Source organism: Gimesia fumaroli, from assembly GCF_007754425.1.
In the GTDB taxonomy this organism is placed as follows: Bacteria; Planctomycetota; Planctomycetia; order Planctomycetales; family Planctomycetaceae; genus Gimesia; species Gimesia fumaroli.
Genome location: NZ_CP037452.1, coordinates 450,016 through 466,703 on the forward strand (window position 1 = coordinate 450,016; position 16,688 = coordinate 466,703).

14 protein-coding genes are annotated in these 16,688 nt (G+C 50.6%); 10 read left to right on the forward strand and 4 right to left on the reverse strand.

Features of this window, described 5'->3' with window-relative positions:
- Positions 1–112 precede the first annotated feature (112 nt).
- From Enr17x_RS01710 to Enr17x_RS01725, 4 genes are read right to left on the reverse strand one after another with little or no spacing between them, the layout of a single operon-like run.
- On the reverse strand, positions 113–1,219 hold the full coding sequence (locus Enr17x_RS01710; protein ID WP_145305523.1) for an ABC transporter permease: 1,107 nt from the start codon (positions 1,217–1,219) through the stop codon (positions 113–115).
- An 11-nt stretch (positions 1,220–1,230) separates the two neighbouring features.
- Positions 1,231–2,364 carry an ABC transporter permease gene (locus Enr17x_RS01715; RefSeq protein ID WP_197995647.1) on the reverse strand — a complete coding sequence of 378 codons (1,134 nt, stop codon included), beginning with the start codon at positions 2,362–2,364 and terminating at the stop codon, positions 1,231–1,233.
- A gap of 31 nt (positions 2,365–2,395) precedes the next feature.
- Positions 2,396–4,204, reverse strand: coding sequence for an ATP-binding cassette domain-containing protein (locus Enr17x_RS01720; RefSeq protein ID WP_145223897.1), 1,809 nt, complete (start codon positions 4,202–4,204; stop codon positions 2,396–2,398).
- 43 nt (positions 4,205–4,247) lie between these two features.
- Positions 4,248–5,255, reverse strand: coding sequence for an efflux RND transporter periplasmic adaptor subunit (locus Enr17x_RS01725; protein ID WP_145305524.1), 1,008 nt, complete (start codon positions 5,253–5,255; stop codon positions 4,248–4,250).
- A gap of 313 nt (positions 5,256–5,568) precedes the next feature.
- Here Enr17x_RS01725 and Enr17x_RS01730 point away from each other — a divergent pair, with 313 nt between their 5' ends.
- From Enr17x_RS01730 to Enr17x_RS29870, 10 genes are all read left to right on the forward strand, one after another.
- Positions 5,569–6,102 (forward strand): HEAT repeat domain-containing protein, encoded by a 534-nt coding sequence (locus Enr17x_RS01730; RefSeq protein WP_145305525.1) that lies wholly within the window; start codon positions 5,569–5,571, stop codon positions 6,100–6,102.
- A gap of 12 nt (positions 6,103–6,114) precedes the next feature.
- A complete protein-coding gene (locus tag Enr17x_RS01735; protein ID WP_145305526.1) occupies positions 6,115–8,751 on the forward strand; it encodes a plasma-membrane proton-efflux P-type ATPase in 2,637 nt (878 codons plus the stop codon).
- Between the two features lie 128 nt (positions 8,752–8,879).
- Positions 8,880–10,073, forward strand: a complete 1,194-nt coding sequence (locus Enr17x_RS01740) for an acetate/propionate family kinase (RefSeq protein WP_145305527.1) — start codon at positions 8,880–8,882, stop codon at positions 10,071–10,073.
- 18 nt (positions 10,074–10,091) lie between these two features.
- Complete coding sequence (locus Enr17x_RS01745; RefSeq protein WP_145305528.1) at positions 10,092–12,461, forward strand: phosphoketolase family protein; 2,370 nt, start codon at positions 10,092–10,094, stop codon at positions 12,459–12,461.
- Positions 12,458–13,480 carry a class I fructose-bisphosphate aldolase gene (locus Enr17x_RS01750; protein WP_145305529.1) on the forward strand — a complete coding sequence of 341 codons (1,023 nt, stop codon included), beginning with the start codon at positions 12,458–12,460 and terminating at the stop codon, positions 13,478–13,480. Before Enr17x_RS01745 ends, Enr17x_RS01750 begins: the two co-directional genes overlap by 4 nt.
- Before the next feature lie 68 nt (positions 13,481–13,548).
- A complete protein-coding gene (locus Enr17x_RS01755) occupies positions 13,549–13,752 on the forward strand; it encodes a hypothetical protein (RefSeq protein WP_145305530.1) in 204 nt (67 codons plus the stop codon).
- On the forward strand, positions 13,749–15,332 hold the full coding sequence (malQ, locus tag Enr17x_RS01760) for a 4-alpha-glucanotransferase (protein WP_145305531.1): 1,584 nt from the start codon (positions 13,749–13,751) through the stop codon (positions 15,330–15,332). Before Enr17x_RS01755 ends, malQ begins: the two co-directional genes overlap by 4 nt.
- A gap of 554 nt (positions 15,333–15,886) precedes the next feature.
- On the forward strand, positions 15,887–16,024 hold the full coding sequence (locus tag Enr17x_RS29860; protein ID WP_232100914.1) for a helix-turn-helix domain-containing protein: 138 nt from the start codon (positions 15,887–15,889) through the stop codon (positions 16,022–16,024).
- A 53-nt stretch (positions 16,025–16,077) separates the two neighbouring features.
- The gene (locus Enr17x_RS29865; protein ID WP_232101114.1) at positions 16,078–16,191 is read left to right on the forward strand and encodes a response regulator; all 114 of its coding nucleotides are present in this window, start codon (positions 16,078–16,080) and stop codon (positions 16,189–16,191) included.
- Positions 16,192–16,203: 12 nt separating this feature from the next.
- A complete protein-coding gene (locus Enr17x_RS29870) occupies positions 16,204–16,512 on the forward strand; it encodes a response regulator transcription factor (protein ID WP_232100915.1) in 309 nt (102 codons plus the stop codon).
- Positions 16,513–16,688 lie beyond the last annotated feature (176 nt).

Below are 16,688 nucleotides of genomic sequence, written 5' to 3' on the forward strand. Positions count from 1 at the left end.
TGACCTCAGGAATTTCATCATCATGAGGATGCCGCAGGAGTACTTCGATACTCAAATTTATCGATGGATACATCTACTTGGTACTACAGGCATTTCGGCGTTCGCTTTTCCGTTAGTACATCCGTCGCCGAAACAGCCAAGCGGCCGTGCCAAGAGTCACGATCCCGATTACCGCCATTGGCCAGAATTGGTCAATCAGCAGTTCGAACGGAGTACCTTCTAGAAATACGGATCGTAGAATGATCATAAAGTATCGCATCGGATTTAAATAAGTAAGTTTCTGCACAATAGACGGCATGTTGGCTATAGGTGTGGCAAACCCGGAGAGAATAATGGCAGGAACCAGAAACATGAATGCACCTAGTAAACCTTGCTGTTGAGTCGTGGACAGAGACGAAATCATCAATCCCACACCAATGGCCGACAGAAGAAACAGTGCAATGCCGGTATAGAGAGTGATTACGCTTCCCAGAAGAGGGACTTGAAACCAAAAAACGGCAACGAAAATAATGAACGTAGCCTCGCCCATGCCAATAATAAATCCGGGTACGGCTTTTCCGATTAGAATTTCCCATGGCCGATACGGTGTGACCAGCAATTGATCGAATGTGCTCTGTTCACGTTCTCGAGCCACGGAGAGGGATGTAACAATCATTGTCACTACAAGGGTCAGCAAACCGACAATGCCTGGTATAATGAACCATCGACTGACGAGATTGGGGTTGAACCAGGCTCGCACCTGAAGGCGGGCGGGCGGTCCGGGGAATCCATTGCGACGCGCCCATTGAACATTAAAGTTTTGAATGATCGTATCCGCATAGCCATTGGCAATCATTGCTGTATTGGAGTCACGTCCATCGACAATTACTTGCACGTCGGTTGTTCGGCTTTGGTACAGGTCACGACTAAATTGTCGTCCAATATGCAGGACTACGATCACTTTTTTTGTGTCGATTAGTGGTGAGATTTGGTCATCGTGTGTGATTGTGGCAACCCGTTGAAAGTTGGGGGAACCATCAAATCTCGCGATGAGTTCTCGTGACAATTCACTGTTACTCTCATCATAGATTGCTAAGGGAACATTCGTTAGATCAAACGTAGCTGCATAGCCAAATACAACGAGCTGGATTATGGGCGGACCGATGATCACGAACCGGCTTTTGGGATCCTTAAGCAGGGTGAGAAACTCTTTAATGATTAAGGCCACGAGGCGTGACACCTATTTATCTCCTAATCTAACTGTTTGCGTGATTTGTATCGCGTCAGCCCAAGGAAAAGCGTGGCCATCATTGCCAGTGCCATTGCGTTGGGTAACAACACGGACCATACATCGCCTGCCAAAAAGATTGTCTGCAAGATCGCTACAAAGTATCGCGCCGGAATAATATGTGTCAGTAACTGAATCGGATACGGCATGCTTCCGATGTCAAAAATAAATCCCGATAGAATGAACGCTGGCAGAAATGTGGTGATGATGGCTACTTGAGCCGCCACAAACTGGATGCGGGCGATCGTCGATATTAATAAACCCATTCCCAAAGCAGTTAGCAGGAATAGCGATGTGCCGACCAGAAGCACCCACATTGATCCTCGTAGTGGAACATGAAACAACCAGACTCCCATTCCGACTGACAAAGCCATGCCTCCCATCCCTAGCACAAAGTAAGGCAAAATTTTTCCGATCAGGACTTCGCGCATTGCGACAGGCGTCGCCATCAGGGCTTCCATCGTGCCACGTTCCCATTCGCGCGCCATAACCAATGCTGTTAACATCGCTCCGATCAGAGTCATGATGACAGCGATCAGACCAGGAACGAGAAAGTTGCGGCTCCTGAGGTTGCTATTGAACCAAATACGCTGTTGAATTTTCACGGGAACTAGCAGCGGTAAACCTTCGTCAGTTGATCGGCGTTCCAGCCATTTTGAATACGCACCTTGGCTATATCCGATGATCAGACGCGCCGTGTTGGCATCGACACCATTCACAACAAGCTGAATTGATGCACCATTTGATCGACGGAGCTTTTCGGAAAAGTCATTGCGAATATGTAGTATTGCATCAACCCGCCGTTCCATCATTGCCCGTTGAGCGGTATGCAGACCATGAATATATATGGGCTGGAAGTAGTGGGAATGTTCAAACTCGGAACACAGACTGCTGGTATCGGCCGAAGGCTGATCGACCACAAGTGCAATAGGAATATGTTCAGCGTCGAGCGATACACCATAACCGAACAGTAATAGTAAGATGACTGGTAAGACGAAAGCAATCGCCAGTGAACTCGGATCGCGTAGAACCTGTAGGAATTCCTTCCGCAGCAGTCCACGAAGTCGCATCAGTGACCCACCGCGATTCGACATCATCAGGCCACCTCTAACTGTGTATACAGGAGTCTCATGATTTTTCCTCATGCGAATCAATCAGGTGAATGAACGCATCTTCCATTGTTGGCTCCGGTGCTTGTTCTGTTTGTACGCTACGTTTGATTTCAACAGGAGTGCCGAGAGCCAGGATCTCGCCGGTAATCATGATAGCCATTCGGTCACAATATTCGGCTTCTTCCATAAAGTGCGTCGTGACCATCACGGTAACTCCCTGATTTGCCAGATCATTGATGCGATGCCAGAATTCGCGACGGGCCAACGGGTCGACACCAGAAGTCGGTTCGTCAAGGAACAGGATGTCTGGTTCGTGCATCAGCGAGCACGCTAATGCTAAACGTTGTTTGTAACCGAGTGGTAATAGACCGCTGGTTGTGTTGTATACGGGACCAAGTTCGAATTCACTGGTCGCCCAGTTAATGCGTTCGCGCCGCTTTTGACCTGTCAGTCCGTAGGCACTGCTAAAGAATCTCAGGTTGTCAGCCACGCTCAATGTTCCGTACAGTGAGAACTTCTGCGACATATAGCCGATGCGAGCGCGCGCTGCTGCGGCTGTCTTGCGAACATCAACCCCGGCCACCTGCAATGTTCCGCCACTGGCTGGGAGCAGACCGCACAACATTCGAAACATCGTTGTCTTGCCGGCACCGTTCGCTCCGAGCAGACCGAAGACTTCGCCACGGTTTACATCGAACGACACACTCTTCACTGCATAAAAGTTACCAAATCTTCGTTGCGCATCTCGTACTTCGATGTCATGGTCAGTGCCCATGCTATATTTTATTGTTGATTGCGGAGGTAGATTGGAAACAGAGTGAACGGAATTCTCGATCTCTTCGGCACGGCGTTTACGGAGCATCGCAATGAAGCCATCTTCGAAACGGGGTGGAACACTGTTAATCGTTGCGTTTGGTGCATCGGGCAGAAGTATATCGGTTGACGAATCTGCATTTGACCGAAGCACTACCCGCACGGCATCCCCTTGAATTACGGCATCAATGACACCAGGTTGCTTCGAGAGCGATTCCTGCACGTCACGGTTTTTCTGATGCGGAACGCGCGCTTGGAACGTTTGTCCGGCCAAAGGCTGACTGAATTCCGATGGTGAGCCGTGTCCCAACAACTGACCCTCATCGAGAATAATGACTTTGTCGCAGCGTTCGGCTTCATCAAGATAAGACGTGCTGAGCAGCACGGTAGTGCCCTCCTGTTGCACGAAGCGTTGGACGATTTGCCATAACTCACGCCGAGACACAGGGTCGACTCCCACCGTTGGTTCGTCTAATAACAGCAGATTTGGTGGGTGCACCAGCGTGCAGGCGAGCCCGAGTTTCTGCTTCATGCCTCCGGAAAGGCGCCCCGCCAGCCGCGACATGAATGGGGATAATCCTGTCATATGCATCAAATCGTCGTAACGCGCTGCTCGCAACTTGACGGGTACGCCTTGCAAGTCGGCGTACAAATCGAGATTTTCTTGAACAGACAGATCTTCGTACAAACCAAACCGCTGCGGCATGTAGCCGATGTGGGCCTGGAGAGACAAAGCATCGAGGGTGGTCTCCATTCCAAGCACTGTGATTTTGCCAGTATCCGGAAAGAGCAATCCTGCGGCCATCCGCATGAGAGTGGTCTTTCCGGCTCCATCAGGACCAATCAATCCAGTCACCATCCCTCGAGAAACTGACAAGCTCACTGAGTTGAGAGCCTGCGTATTCCTATGGGAAGCTGGGAAACTTTTACTGACGTTATCGAAGAGCACTACTTGCTGACTGAGATTCTTGCCTAGCGTTCCCAAGTTGTTACTCGCTGTTATGTTGTCCATCTTCTGGCGACTGGCGATCCAGTTCCATTTGAAGTAAATTCGGCTAATTTGGTGACTGGCTGATAAGTTTTATCTTGACGGTGGCTGGCATTCCAAGCCGGAGTTCGCTTTTTGGATTCTTCACGAACACGCGGACTTGATATACCAGCTTGGTACGCAGCTCAGCAGTTTCGACAGGCTTGGGTGTGAACTCTGCCGTTGGTGAGATAAACCCGACCCACGCTTCATATTCTTTTCCAGGAAAACTATCTGTGATAACGACAGCCTTCATCCCATCGTGGATTTTTCCCAAGTCCGGCTCAGATACATATGCTCGCACCCACACTGGATCAACAAATGCAAAAGTGAAGACAGGTTTTTGTGGCGAAGCCATATCGCCGACTTCCAGAATGCGTTCTTGTATAATTCCACGTGATGGTGCATAGAGTGAAGCATCTTTAAGATCATGCTTTGCCTGTGCAAGTTCTATTTCCATCCGTTTGAGCACTGCTTTGGCTTCAGCAATGTCTTCTTTGCGAGGCCCGGCCTTTGCCAGATCGAGGGATGCCTGCAGAAGCTGGGCGTTCGCCGCTGCTGAGTCACACTTTGACTTCGCATCATCGACTTCCTGTAGTGAGACGGCTTTCTTTTCCCTTAATGCCAGAATTCGCTTCAACGTTGCAGCTGCATCATCATATTCGGCCTTAGCTGATAAAAGCGAGGCTTCAGCCTGACGAATTTCTTCTGGTCGCGTACCTGCTTCGAGTCGGGCTACGACCTGTTGTTGGATTTCGATCTGAGCTTTCGCTCGTGCCACTTTCAATTCAAATCGTTCCAGTTCCAATTCCGCCAGGAGTTGTTTCTGCTCGACAAAATCACCCTCTTCCACAAGAATTCGTCCGACTCGCTCGCTACCGTTGATTGCCAACTCCACCTGTCGAATATCAACATTTCCGTACAGCACGAGTGTGTCGTCGTTAGTGTCCTGCTGCCGTGCTTTCCAATACCAAGATCCACCGGCTATGCCACCTGCAAGAGTAACGAAGATCATGACGCGTACGATTGTTTTCATGAGTCATACAATTCTTTCTAATAATTATGATATCAGAACTAATCATCCTACTAAGACCCAAGCTGATTGTCCATCTGTGGAGATTTGAAATAGGCTAGTTCTAATTTAGGAATTATTCTTAAGTTCTTATTACAATGTGGAGGGAAACGTAAAAAGGAATTCATCTGATTCTCAACAGAAAATATATACCGACGAATTCAATCATTGAGCAGGCTTATTGCAGATCTTGATGTACTTTTTTTGCTGTTGAAGATATACTCCATTCTATGCAGGAGAGTATGAAAATAGAGGACACACATCAGGAGACAAACATATGACAGACGAAGCTAATCAAGCATCATCACAATCTGGTTCCGATAATGCTCAAATTACTGAATGGATACAACTGCTTGGCAGTACAGACAGCGAGGAGCGACAAACTGCACGCCGTCATTTAGCCAATACTGGGGAATTTGCAGTTCCTGCGCTCATCACTGCCTTGGGCGACTCTTCCGAAATGCTCCGATGGGAAGCAGCGAAGACACTGGGTGAAATCCGATCCCCATCGGCGATACCTGCTCTTATAGAAATGCTGACTGAAGACTCTGAAGTTAAATGGGTGGCGGGTGACGCATTGATTGCGCTGAGTGAGACCGCGGTCCCACCGTTGCTGAAAGCATTAATCCACGAAACCGGATTGATCAGAGACGGCGCATGTTATGTTTTGCACCATTTAGCTGGCGAAAACGATAATCTTCGTGAGACACTGAGGCCTGTCGTTGAAGCCCTGAAGTCGCTGGATTCATCTCTTACGGTACCAGTGGAGGCTGAAAAAGCACTCTCGCAACTTTCAGAACCCGGATTATAAAAAGCATGAGACATGTCAAACCAATTGGATTTCAAGGAGCTCTCTGCTGACGAAGTGGTTGAAAAGCTTCAGGTTAATCCATCTACGGGACTCATGACGGAGCAGATTGGATCGCGTCAGCAGCAATACGGATTCAACGAAATTCCTGAAAAAGAAGAAACTCTTCTCAGTCGCATTCTGAAGCGGTTCTGGGGACCAATTCCATGGATGATCGAGATCGCCGGGATCCTTTCAGCTGCTGTTGGCAAGTGGGAAGATTTTGGGATTATTATGATCCTGCTGTTGGTCAATGTTGTGATTGACTTCCGGCAGGAAGCAAAAGCGATCAGTGCATTGAAGCTGCTCAAAGAGAAGCTTGCTCGTTTGGCGCTCGTATTACGAGACGGGCGTTGGAGCGAAATTCCGGCACGCGAGCTTGTTCCCGGCGATGTCATCAAACTACGGATCGGCAACGTCATACCGGCGGACGTCACTCTGATTGATGGTGCGTATCTCCAGGTGGACCAGTCTGCGTTGACTGGTGAATCAGTACCGGCCGACAAAATGACGGGTGATATTGCCTACGCGAATTCAGTCATCAAGATGGGAGAGATGGTTGCAGTTGTTACCGGAACCGGTTTGAACACGTTTTTCGGACATACGGTTGAGTTGGTCGCTCAGGCTGAGAAACATGAACACAGCCACCTTCAGAAGGCAGTAGTCAACATCGGGAACTATCTGATTCTGATAGCCGGAGTGATGGTCGTGCTGATCATTTTTGTCGGGTTGAACCGACACGACTCACTAATGGAGATCCTGCGGTTTTCACTCGTACTGATGGTTGCATCAATTCCAGTGGCATTGCCAGCTGTACTTTCGGTGACAATGGCCGTCGGAGCGATGCGGCTGGCGCAACACCAGGCGATTGTCAGCCGACTGGTGGCTATTGAGGAACTGGCGGGTGTCGACATTCTCTGTTGTGACAAAACCGGGACATTAACGAAGAACCAGATGAAACTGGAAGAGCCCGCTCTTTTAAACAACTTCACACGCGATGATGCGCTGTTTTATGCGGCACTCGCCAGCCGAGTAGAAAATAATGATCCATTGGAATCGCCAATCTTTCAGGCCGTGCAACATTCTCATATCCAGCAGCGTCTGTCTGATTGTGAACAATTAGATTTCACTCCTTTCGACCCGGTCAGAAAGCGGACAGAAGCCACGATTAAATTCGGAGACGATAGCAGTCGTATTGTGACCAAGGGGGCTCCACAGGCTGTTCTTGCTCTGTGCGATGATGCGGTAGTTGAAGAGACTGTCATCAGGCAAGTGGAGCAGTTTGCACATAACGGGTATCGCACGCTCGGTGTTGGTGTCCGTTCGCCAGATGAGTCCACATTCCACTTTGTTGGATTGCTGCCGTTTTATGACCCACCGCGGGACGATTCTGCTGAAACGATCGCTACCGCGAAACGATTGGGCCTCGATGTTAAAATGATTACCGGTGACAACCTTGCCATCGCACGTCAAATCGTCGAGATTCTTGGAATTCAGGGGGAAATCCGTAATCACACAGAACTCAGCGAAGAGAGACCAACCGAGTTATTGTTAATTGCCGATGTTGTGACCGAAACGCTCTATGGTCGGTTGAAGTCCGATGCAACATCTGACGAAGTGCGTGCTGTGGTCGAGGAAGTCGTAAATCGACTGGAAGAACGGTTGCGAGATGTCCGTCCGCACAATGGGTTCGTGCGACGTCATGAATCGGAGATCGTTCGGCTAATTGAAGAAACTGGCGGCTTCGCACAGGTATTTCCCGAAGACAAATATCACATCGTTGATCGGCTGCAATTGAACGATCATATAGTTGCTATGACAGGTGACGGAGTTAACGACGCGCCAGCGCTAAAAAAGGCAGATGCTGGCATCGCAGTCTCCGGGGCCACCGATGCTGCCCGCGCTGCAGCGGATATCGTGCTATTACTTCCTGGTTTGTCAGTCATTATCAATGCAATAGAAGAATCCAGGCAGATTTTCGGCCGAATGAAGAGCTATGCGATCTTCCGTATTGCAGAAACGCTGCGCGTGATACTATTTATGACGTTGGCCATCACAGTGTTCAATTTCTACCCTGTGACGGCAATCATGATCATCATCCTTGCGCTGTTAAACGACATCCCGATCATGGCGATTGCCTACGACAATTCAAAAATCGAACCACATCCCGTGAGGTGGAACATGCGTGAAGTTCTGACAATCGCCTCGGTCCTGGGGCTGGCCGGCGTTGTCTCTTCGTTCCTCTTATTCTTCATTCTGGAAGAGATGCAGTTTTCAAGGGGACTTATGCAGGCCATTCTGTTCCTCAAGCTCGATATTGCCGGGCATTCCACAATCTATGTAGCCCGTACTGGCGAGCGGCATTTCTGGGAGCGACCCTTTCCGTCACTGAAACTGTTTATCCCTGCAATGTCCACGCGTATTGTTGGAACTTTGATTGCCTGTTACGGAATCTTTATGGAGCCAGTGGGCTGGAAGATGACAGGTTACATCTATCTATATGCAACAGTCTGGTTTGTCTTCAACGATTTTCTGAAAGTTGCTGTGTACCGAATGCTGAATCGTACTAAATGGCTGCTGGGCCGCGAGCACGTTCATGAGATAATAAAATGAGCATGATATGGCTCGTATTTTAAAATGAAGACGAACTGAAAGAACTACAAAATGAGCCGCTAGGGACTGCACGTCCACATGCGCAAAACTAACTTCGTTCGGATTGCAGAATGACGAAGGAGCCACCTATGAAACTATCTAACGCACGCATCCTTACGATCAATGGCGGCTCGTCGAGTATCAAGTTTGCGTTGTTCGAGCCTGGTCACTCGCTCCAACGCATTCTGGAGGGAGGAATTGATCGGATTGGACTAGCGGATGCCGCTCTGCGTGTGAAAGTCTCGAATCAGGCGGACTCCATTTCGCAGCCATTATCGGCACCAGATCACACAGCGGCGGTGGGTACTCTGATGGATTGGATTGAGGAATACTGCGGACGTGATGTTTTGACCGCGATAGGGCATCGTGTGGTGCATGGCGGGCCGAAGTTTAGCAACCCGCAGCGAATCACTGCGGAAGTGATTGAAGAGTTGCACCGGCTGAGTCCATTCGCTCCGAATCATCTTCCGGAGGAGATCTTGTTGATCGAGGCGTTTCATCGCCGATTTCCCGACTTGCCTCAAGTGGCATGTTTCGATACGGCTTTTCACCATGATCTGCCACGTGTGGCCCGGTTATTGCCGATCCCGCGCCGCTATGAAGCACAGGGAGTGCGGCGGTACGGGTTTCATGGGTTGTCATATGCGTTTCTCATGGAGGAGTTGGCCCGCCTGGTCGGATCGAAAGCGGCACAAGACCGGGTCATCCTTGCTCACCTCGGCAATGGAGCCAGTTTGGCGGCGGTGCATCGCGGCAAACCCGTGGACACGAGCATGAGTTTCACTCCGACTGCAGGCGTGCCGATGAGTACTCGTTCCGGTGACATCGATCCCGGACTTGCTTGGTATCTAGCACGCACTGAGAGTCTCGATGCAAAGCAATTCAACGAGATGGTCAATTTTAAGTCCGGTTTGCTCGGCGTGTCGGAAACCAGTTCCGACATACGTGACTTGCTCGAACTTGAAACGCAGGACGTGCGTGCGGCTGAGGCGGTCGCGCTATTTTGCTACCATGTCAAGAAATGGATCGGCGCATTTGCGGCAGCCTTGGGGGGATTGGACACATTGGTATTTGCTGGGGGAATCGGCGAAAATTCGCCACTGATCCGAAAGCGGATCTGCGACGGACTCGGTTTTCTCGGCATCGAATTAGATGACACGTACAACGCGGAAAATGTATCGCTGATTTCATCGAACGTAAACCGTGTCGCAGTGCGAGTCATTCGCACGAATGAAGAGCAGATGATCGGTGAGACGGTTTGCCGCGTTCTTGGTCTTAGTTAAAAAAAGGAGAATGGAACGATGAAGACAAAGACGCTTTCTCCAGAATTGCTTCACAACATGGATGCCTACTGGCGTGCCGCAAACTATTTGTCAGTGGGGCAGATTTATCTATATGACAATCCACTATTGAAACGGCCGCTGACACTGGCGGATGTAAAACACATGCTGCTGGGACATTGGGGAACGACCCCCGGGCAGAATTTCATTTACGTGCATCTGAACCGGGTCATCAAGCAATATGACCTCAACATGATTTACGTGTCCGGTCCCGGACATGGTGGGCCGGCCGTCGTGGGCAACACTTATCTTGAAGGCACTTATAGCGAAATCTATCCCGAGATCAGCCAGGATGAAGCCGGGTTGCAGAAGCTCTTTCTCCAGTTTTCGTTTCCCGGAGGAATTCCCAGCCACGCATCACCGGAGTGCCCGGGATCGATCCACGAGGGCGGGGAACTGGGCTATTCGCTTAGCCATTCGTTCGGCGCGGTGTTCGATAATCCCGATCTTATCGTCGCCTGTGTTATTGGCGATGGTGAGGCGGAAACCGGACCTCTGGCCACGGCATGGCATTCCAACAAGTTTCTCGATCCAGCCACCGATGGTGCGGTGCTACCAATTCTACATCTGAACGGTTACAAGATCGCCAACCCAAGTGTCCTTGCCCGCATTGAGCACGAGGAATTAGAACAGTTGCTTTGGGGGTATGGTTGGACGCCTTACTTCGTTGAGGGACACGAGCCTGAGTTGATGCATGAAGCCATGGCTGGAGCGCTTGACATAGCAGTGGAGCAGATCAAAAAAAATCAGCAGGACACCCGTATCCACGGCAATTTGGCGCGTCCCCGTTGGCCGATGATTGTTCTCAAATCACCAAAGGGTTGGACAGGGCCAAAGATAGTTGATGGCCTTCAGGTTGAAGGCACCTTCCGTGCGCATCAGGTGCCTCTCTCCGACCCTGCTACTCATCCCGAGCATCTGAAGCTGTTGGAAGACTGGCTGAAGAGTTATCGACCGGAAGAACTCTTCGATCAGCAGGGCCGCTTGAAACCGGAACTGGCGGAACTGGCTCCCTGTGGCGAACGACGTATGGGCGCAAATCCCCACGCCAACGGTGGCTTGCTGCTGCGCGACTTACAGATGCCGGATTTCCGCGATTACGCGACCGATGTGCCCACGCCAGGGGTCCTTGGCATTGGTGATACGCATGTGCTCGGACCTTTTGTGCGCGATGTGGTGAAACTAAACAGCAAACAGCGAAACTTCCGGGTCTTCGGTCCTGACGAGACGCTCTCCAATCGCTTGGAAGCTCTCTTTGAAGTAACCCAACGCCAATGGGACGCCGCCACTGAGCCAAACGACGAATTTCTCGCACCCACTGGGCGCGTGATGGAAATGCTCAGCGAACACCAATGCGAGGGCTGGCTCGAGGGCTACCTGCTCACTGGACGACATGGTCTCTTCAACTGCTACGAGGCGTTCATCCACATCATCGATTCGATGTTTAATCAGCACGCCAAGTGGCTGAAGGTCACGGCGGAGTTGCCGTGGCGGCAGAAAATCGCGTCGCTGAATTACCTGCTGGCCTCCCACGTCTGGCAGCAAATGCACAACGGTTTTACCCACCAGGATCCCGGCTTCATCGACCACGTCGTAAACAAGAAGGCCGAGGTCGTGCGGGTTTACTTTCCGCCGGATGCGAACTGCTTGCTGTCAGTGATGGACCACTGTCTGCGCAGTCGCCATTACGTCAATGTCGTCATCGCGGGCAAGTATCAAGCACCACAATGGCTGACGATGGACGCTGCTGTCAAACACTGCACCGAAGGCATCGGCATCTGGCAATGGGCTAGCAACGATCAGGCCGTTTCGCCCGATGTGGTCATGGCCTGCTGTGGTGACGTTCCCACGCTGGAGACACTTGCCGCCGTCTCCCTGATGCGCGAACATCTGCCCGAACTGAAAATCCGGGTGGTTAATATTGTCGACCTGATGAAGCTGCAGCCGCCCACAGAGCATCCGCATGGGCTGAGCGACATGGATTTCGATGAACTTTTCACCACAGACAAGCCGGTGATCTTCGCCTTTCATGCCTATCCGTGGCTGATCCATCGGCTGACCTACCGCCGCACGAACCACGACAACATCCACGTCCGTGGCTATAAAGAAGAGGGGACCATCACAACGCCTTTCGATATGACGGTATTGAATGAGCTAGACCGCTTTCACCTTGTGATGGATACCATCGATCGTCTGCCGCAGACTGGCGACAAGGGCATCTTCTTGAAGCAGCAACTCAAGGACAAGCTCATTGAGCACAAGCAGTACATCAACAAGCACGGCCAAGACATGCCGGAGATTCGAAACTGGAATTGGAGTAACACCTTATGAAAACGCAAGAGCTTATAAATACGGCGAGAACACTGGTCGCCAACGACAAGGGCTTTCTGGCAATAGATGAAAGCACTCCTACCTGCAAAAAACGATTTGCCAAGTTGGGAATACCCCAGAACGAAGAAACCCGGTACATCTACCGGGAGATGATTGTGAGTACGCCTGGTCTCAGTGAGAGCATCAGTGGGGCGATTCTCTATGATGAGACAATCCGCCAGCAGAAGAGTGATGGTGGTTCCTTTGTGAAAGCCCTCACCGATGTGGGGATTATTCCTGGTATCAAGGTCGATACTGGTGCAAAAGCGATGGCCGGTCATCCCGGAGAGAAAATCACTGAAGGTCTTGATGGACTACGCGGTCGTCTTGCTGAATACGTCCAGATGGGAGCCCGTTTTGCCAAATGGCGCGCGGTGATTACGATTGGCGATAGTATCCCCAGCCGGGGTTGTATTGAGGCCAACGCGCAAGCGTTGGCGCGGTATGCCGCGTTGAGCCAGGAAGCCGGGTTGGTCCCCATTGTCGAACCGGAAGTACTTATGGATGGCGACCATACCCTTGAACATTGCTGCGAGGTTACCGAGGAAACGTTGCGAATGGTCTTCGACCAACTTTACAGGCAACGCGTGATGCTGGAAGGTATCATCCTGAAACCGAATATGGTGCTTCCGGGATTGACGTGCCCTCAGCAGAACTCGGTCGAAGAAGTAGCCGCTGTCACGGTGGCGTGTTTCTCACGTGCCGTCCCCGCTGCGGTTCCGGGAGTGGCATTCTTGTCCGGTGGTCAATCCAGCGAACTGGCTTCGGCGCGTTTGAATGCCATGAACATCAAATTCAAATCGCAAGTCCCCTGGGAACTGTCATTTTCGTTTGCCCGTGCAATTCAGCAACCGGCAATGGGAATCTGGGGAGGTGATTCTACTAACAATGTGGCGGCACAGGACGCTCTCTATCATCGCGCCAAATGCAACCGGGATGCACGCCGTGGAGAATACAATGCCGTGATAGATGGTACATGAGCATGATAGCAAGTATCCCTCATTTCACGCACGTTGCGGTATCGTTGAGCCAGAAAGAGTACACCACTATGAAACCAAGTGTCGACCTAACCAAGTCTCATGAATCGAAGTCCAATGTAAAGGACGATTTGAATTCCCTACCTTTTATGGAACTGGAGAAACAAATGGATGTGTCGCAGGACGGCCTCAGTCAAGCTGAGACGCAGCAGATCGTAAGCAACACCCTGAACGATTCTAGTCTAGGTTTCTGGCAGGCGAAAGAAAGACCATGAGCGATAGCAGTTATCCAACAAGTTTGTCCCCGTTCCCTCCGAATTACCGCGCTTCTGGCGTGCTGCTGCATGTCACATCGCTGCCCTCGCCGTACGGTATTGGTGATCTGGGGCCGCAGGCGCGGGCCTGGGTTGACCGTCTCCAAGAAGCAGGGCAAACTTGGTGGCAGATCTTGCCACTGGGCCCGACAGGGCATGGCAATTCACCGTATCAACCTCTGTCTTCTTTCGCCGGTAACTGGCTCCTGATCAGCCCAGATGACCTGATCGCGGACGGTCTGTTGCGGGCAAGCGATGTTGCCGGGCACTCCTTCTCAAAATCTACCGTTGACTACGATGCAATCATTTCGTTCAAATACCAGTTGCTCGAAACGGTGTGGACCAACTTCAACACCGTGGCCGGATGGGACCTGAAGCTCGCTTTTGAGCAGTTCTGTAATGAAGAGAAGCATTGGCTGGATGATTACGCTTTGTTCCAGGCACTGCAAGACTTGCATCACGGCGCGTGTTACCTCGAGTGGCCAACTGAACTGGTCCGACGGGATCCGACCGCCTTGTTTCAGGCTCGGCGAGATCTGGCGAACCAAATCGATCAGGTTCGCTTGGCACAGTTCCTCGTGTTCCGTCAAGCTAATTGTCTGAAGAAATATGCCCATACCAGGGGGGGGCGTTTGATCGGCGACCTCCCGTTTTTTGTTTCTCCCGATTCAAGCGACGTGTGGGCTCATCCGGAACTATTTCTGCTCGATGAATATTTACGGCCACGCTTCATTGCCGGTGTTCCTCCCGACTACTTCAGCGACCAAGGTCAACTCTGGGGCAACCCCGTTTATGACTGGGATGCGATACGTCAGACCGGTTACCGATGGTGCATCGACCGTGTGCGTGTGTTACTGGCTCATGTGGATCTGATTCGACTGGACCATTTTCGTGGTTTTGCCGCCGCCTGGCACATAGCGGCAGGGGCTTCGACGGCCTTATCGGGCCAATGGGTACCCGGGCCGGGTAGTGAGTTCTTTCATGCGGTCCAGCAAGACCTCGGCGGTCTACCATTCATTGCGGAGGATCTGGGGATCATCACGCCAGACGTGGGGATCTTCCGCGATCAGTACCACCTGCCTGGAACACGCGTCCTCCAGTTCGCCTTTGATGGCGAACCTGATAACCCGTACTTGCCTGACAATTATGTTTCGAATACCGTTGTGTATACCGGTACCCATGACAACAACACCACGCGCGGGTGGTACGATACACTGTCCGGTGATCAACGACAAAATGTATGTCAATATCTGCAACGTCCTCATGTCGAGGGCAGCGAAGTCACAGCATTATTGTTACATCTGGCGTGGTCTTCTGTGGCGGCGCTCGCGGTGACTCCTCTGCAGGATTTGCTCAATTTAGGGAGTGATGCCCGGATGAACGTACCTGGTCACTCCGAAGGAAATTGGCGATGGCGCTGCACAACAGACATGTTGTCGGGGCCAACCTTCCAATGGTTGCGGGAATTAACGACAATAACAAATCGACTACCCGTATTTCAATCAACTCCTGAGTCCCCACCAAATTCGGAGGTAATATGATGAAAGCAACTCAAAAACTCCACGATCTGGGACAAAGCCTCTGGCTCGACAATATTACACGCGACTTGCGTACCAGCGAGTGAAGTCCTGGAAGGAACTCATAGAAGAAATTGCTTCCAAGAGCACCACACTTGCGAATACTGATTAAAGAACTTCTCCACTTACGACTCAAACCGAAACGGAAAGGAATATGAATGTAACAAGAACTATCCAATTACTCTCTGAGTGCGGCGTTAAAGAGTCTCAAAGCCCACTTTGGGGAGGTCCAGTACTTACATTTTCGGAAGCTTTTCGCCGAAGATCCCACACACGGCGAGCGGATGGTGTCCGAGGCATTGGGCGTCTGTCTCAACTATTTGAAGAATCGCATTACTGACGAAACCTTCAATCTCCTCTTGAACTTGGCGGTGGAAACAGGCTTGTGCACACGGATTGACGCCATGTTCTGGCACGTATACAATCATAATGCATAATGTGAGTAAAATAAATCAAAAGGGTGATAATAATGAGCCACTCAAATCAGCAGCCACTCAAATCAGCATAAGACGCGTGTCATGATTGTGGATGATCACCCCATCGTCAGGGAAGGCTATTCGCGGCTGATTGAGCGGGAAGCTGATCTGGAAGTCTGCTCTGAAGCAGACAGTAAAGTCAATGCCATCAAACAAATCATGAATGACCCTCCTATCTGATCATTGTTGACATCTCCCTGAAAGACGGCAGTGGCCTGGAACTGATCAAGGATATTAAATTCCAATTCAAGCAGATTAAAATGCTGACGGTCTCAATGCATGATGAAACACTGTTTGCCGAGCGATCGATTCGTGCGGGCGCTCTGGGATATGTCAATAAACAATAGGCCCCTGAGCAATTGATTAAAGCAATTTACCGGGTTCTGGAAGGGAAAGTGTTTCTCAGTTCCACTGTCACAGAGCGTATGATCTGCCGTTCTATCGGATCAGACAATTACACAGACCAATCGCCTATCGAAAGTCTTTCAGACCGCGAATTGGAGGTCTTCGAGCTAATTGGCGAAGGAGAAACCACACGCCAAATCGCTGATAAATTGAACCTGAGCCCCAAGACTGTGGAAACATATCGGGAAAATATCAAACACAAGCTAAATCTGGAAAACGCAACCGCATTGATCCGACATGCGATCCAATGGGTTCTGGAATAAAACTGAACACGCTTCTCTGCCTGACTTTCCATTGTTGAAAACTTCGGCAAGCCCTGTCACAACCAAAATATCAATTCAGAATCACTTTGCCACAGGGTTTCTCTCTTTCGTTGAATAATCGATTTATGGCTCTGGTTACTGCATGTACTTTTTTCGCTTCAGATCATTCAAAGTAT

Excerpts from the sequence above, each read along its gene's own strand:
- Enr17x_RS01715 (WP_197995647.1), bottom strand. The coding sequence starts at position 2,364 with ATGATGTCGAATCGCGGTGGGTCACTGATGCGACTTCGTGGACTGCTG.
- Enr17x_RS01720 (WP_145223897.1), bottom strand. The coding sequence starts at position 4,204 with ATGGACAACATAACAGCGAGTAACAACTTGGGAACGCTAGGCAAGAAT.
- Enr17x_RS01725 (WP_145305524.1), bottom strand. The coding sequence starts at position 5,255 with ATGAAAACAATCGTACGCGTCATGATCTTCGTTACTCTTGCAGGTGGC.
- Enr17x_RS01730 (WP_145305525.1), top strand. The coding sequence starts at position 5,569 with ATGACAGACGAAGCTAATCAAGCATCATCACAATCTGGTTCCGATAAT.
- Enr17x_RS01735 (WP_145305526.1), top strand. The coding sequence starts at position 6,115 with ATGTCAAACCAATTGGATTTCAAGGAGCTCTCTGCTGACGAAGTGGTT.
- Enr17x_RS01740 (WP_145305527.1), top strand. The coding sequence starts at position 8,880 with ATGAAACTATCTAACGCACGCATCCTTACGATCAATGGCGGCTCGTCG.
- Enr17x_RS01745 (WP_145305528.1), top strand. The coding sequence starts at position 10,092 with ATGAAGACAAAGACGCTTTCTCCAGAATTGCTTCACAACATGGATGCC.
- Enr17x_RS01750 (WP_145305529.1), top strand. The coding sequence starts at position 12,458 with ATGAAAACGCAAGAGCTTATAAATACGGCGAGAACACTGGTCGCCAAC.
- Enr17x_RS01755 (WP_145305530.1), top strand. The coding sequence starts at position 13,549 with ATGAAACCAAGTGTCGACCTAACCAAGTCTCATGAATCGAAGTCCAAT.
- malQ (WP_145305531.1), top strand. The coding sequence starts at position 13,749 with ATGAGCGATAGCAGTTATCCAACAAGTTTGTCCCCGTTCCCTCCGAAT.
- Enr17x_RS29860 (WP_232100914.1), top strand. The coding sequence starts at position 15,887 with ATGATTGTGGATGATCACCCCATCGTCAGGGAAGGCTATTCGCGGCTG.